This is a genomic window from Mesorhizobium sp. NPDC059025 (assembly GCF_042739655.1).
Taxonomy (GTDB): Bacteria; Pseudomonadota; Alphaproteobacteria; order Rhizobiales; family Rhizobiaceae; genus Mesorhizobium.
Window position 1 is genome coordinate 1 of record NZ_JBHYIM010000032.1, and the last position, 2,778, is coordinate 2,778.

The window sequence follows — 2,778 nt, forward strand, 5'->3', positions numbered from 1 at the left end:
CCGATCCACAATTCCCCGGCGACACCGACAGGGCAAAGCCCGCCATGAGCGTCGACAACATAGACATGCGTGTTCGAGATCGGACGCCCGATCGGGACATGAGTACCGATCGAACTATCCAGCCCCACTTCATACACAGCACAGCCAACCACCGTTTCTGTCGGTCCATACTGATTAAACAGCCGCGTGCGCGGCGCATGGCTGCGCCAAGGCAGCAGGGTCGACGCACCAAGCGCTTCCCCTCCAATCACGAGACTGCGTGCAATGTTGCCGAGATCTTCAGCCGCTACCGTCTCGTTTAGAAGCTCAACATGTGACGGCGTCACCTTGAGAGCACTGAAACGCCCTCCCTTGATGAGCTGGACCAAATCCGTGAACTCCGGCTCGTCCGGGAGAAGATGGAGAGTTTTACCGGATACGAGGGGAGGAAATAGACAGGTAATCGTTGCATCGAATGATAGCGACGTGCTGACCGGCACCCCACGACCGTCACCAAACGGATAATAGTCCGCTGCCCAACTGACGTAGTTGTGAAGGCCTGCATGCTCGATCATGACGCCTTTTGGCCTGCCGGTTGAGCCGGAGGTGTAGATCACATAGGCCAGATGCCTGCAGGTCAGCCCGAGTGCCGATCGCTGCGGATTGGCATCGCAATCGCCCGCCCCTGCCGTGGCCGTCAGATCGAGCAGCGGGCACTGCTGGCTTCCCGCTTCAAGCATCGTGGCGACAAGCCCTGATGTCCTTGCATCCGCAAGCACCGCCACCGGCGCGCTGTCCGACAGCATGAAGGCGAGGCGATCCATGGGATAGGATGGATCCAGCGGGACATAGGCTCCCCCCGCCTTCAGGACACCGAGCAAGCCGATGATCATCAGCGGCGACCGCTCGACACAGATGCCAACCCGCGCATCAGGGCGCACGCCAAGCTCGATCAGCCGGTGCGCGACACGATTGGCCCGTATGTTCAGCTCGCCATAGCTGATCTCTTCATCGTCGCAGATCAGCGCGATCGCATCCGGCGACCGCACTGCCTGGGCCTCGAACAACTCATGGATGCAGGCGTCCTCCGCAAAGGCTGCCGCAGTGTCATTCCATTCCTCGAGCAGAAGCCGGCGCTCAGCTTCCGGCAAAATATCAAGCTGACACAACGGGACCGTTGGCCGGTGAGCAATCGCATCCGCAAGACCCTCGAGGGCTTGCCGCATCAGGGCACACAGCCTCGCCGCCGACACCCCTCCCACGACCTGAGCTGTGAGGCCCAAGCTTTTGCCATAATCCTCGACGGATAGCGCAATCGGATAGTTTGTCAGTTCTTGTCCGCCCAACCGCTCGATACCCGACAGTGCTTCAGTCCGGTCCGGCGCGGCTTGAGCTTGATGCCGATAATTCAGCAGAGCAGTGAACAACGGAGCCGGCGCATCGACACCGCTGCAGCGCTGTGCCTGCGCCAACGAGGCATGCTCGTGCCGTAAGAGCTCGGTAAGAAGCGAATGCGCCCTGCGTACAGCAGCCTCCACACCCGTCTCATCCAGGCTCAAACGGAATGGAAGCGTGTTGATGAACAACCCCATCGCCCGGTCCAGAGCCGCCGCGCCTTGCGTACGCCCAAGCAGGACTGTGCCGAAGACAACATCTTTGCGTCCCGACGTACGGGCAATGACCAGCGCCCACGCCAGATGACAAAGGCTCGCCAGACTTACCCCCATGCGACGCGCCTGCCCGCGCAAACGATCATTCAGATCCCGCGGCAACATTTCATGCGTCTCGTCAGCAAGGCTGTCGCCGCGGCGGACATCGCTCAAACCAAATGGCAGTGTTGGTTCATCCACATCACCCAGCATCGCTTGGAAGAAGCGATCGTGCTCTTCCTGCGAGACGCCAAGGCGTGCCTGTCCCACCAGGTTGCGGAACAGCTGCGGTTCGGGCAGATCATTGCCCTCACCCGCCAGTATTTTCCCAATTTCTTCGTTGAACACGTCCTGGGTCGAATGATCCCCAATCAGATGGTGGGAAAGCTCCAGCATCAACCAGCGCTCGCTTTCCGTGTCTTGCCCGACGACAAGACGCATAAGCGGTGCCTGACCCAGATTCATCCGGTAATGCCGCGGATCATAGCGCCGCCTCAACTGCTCCAACGCAGGGCCAGCCGACGCATCCAGCTCAACGAAGTTCACATCGAGGGAAGCATGACGCCACACCACCTGCACCGGCGATGACAGCTCGTCCCAGACAAAGCTGGTACGCAGAATATCATGACGATCGACAACGCCTTGCGCCGCGCTCAGATATCGATCCAACAGCTCGCGGCTTGCAAACGCCATTTGCGAGACAACAATATATGTATCACCAGCTTCGCTCAGCAGATGATGGAACAGCATGCCGTCCTGAAGGGGAGACAGTCCATAAATGTCCTGGATATTGGCAACGCCGCCAGGAACCTGCTTCATGACGTGATCAATTTCTGCCTGCGTCAGATCGGCCAACGGAAGCATTGAAGGCGAGATGGCCGTGCTTTCTCGTGTGATGGTATTGGCCGGTACAATAGTTACTGGTTTTTGCCCAAGCCTTGCAGCCAGGTCACACAGTTGTGGACTTTCAAACAGAGCAGCAACATCAACAGCATGCCCCAGTTGTTGTATTCTGCTGATCAGGCGCACCGCCAGCAGCGAATGACCTCCGAGGGTGAAGAAGCTGTCGCGGCGCCCGATGCGTTCGACGCCCAGCAACTCGCTCCACAGGCCGGCCAGCATCGTCTCGATCTCGCCGACCGGCGCTTCA

The 2,778-nt window shown here is 59.3% G+C and carries 1 protein-coding gene; it reads right to left on the reverse strand.

Translation table 11 applies throughout. The annotated features are described in order from the left end of the window. Positions 1 to 2,778: AMP-binding protein (locus ACFWYE_RS30945; RefSeq protein WP_379115816.1), on the reverse strand; the 2,778-nt coding region annotated here is incomplete at both ends.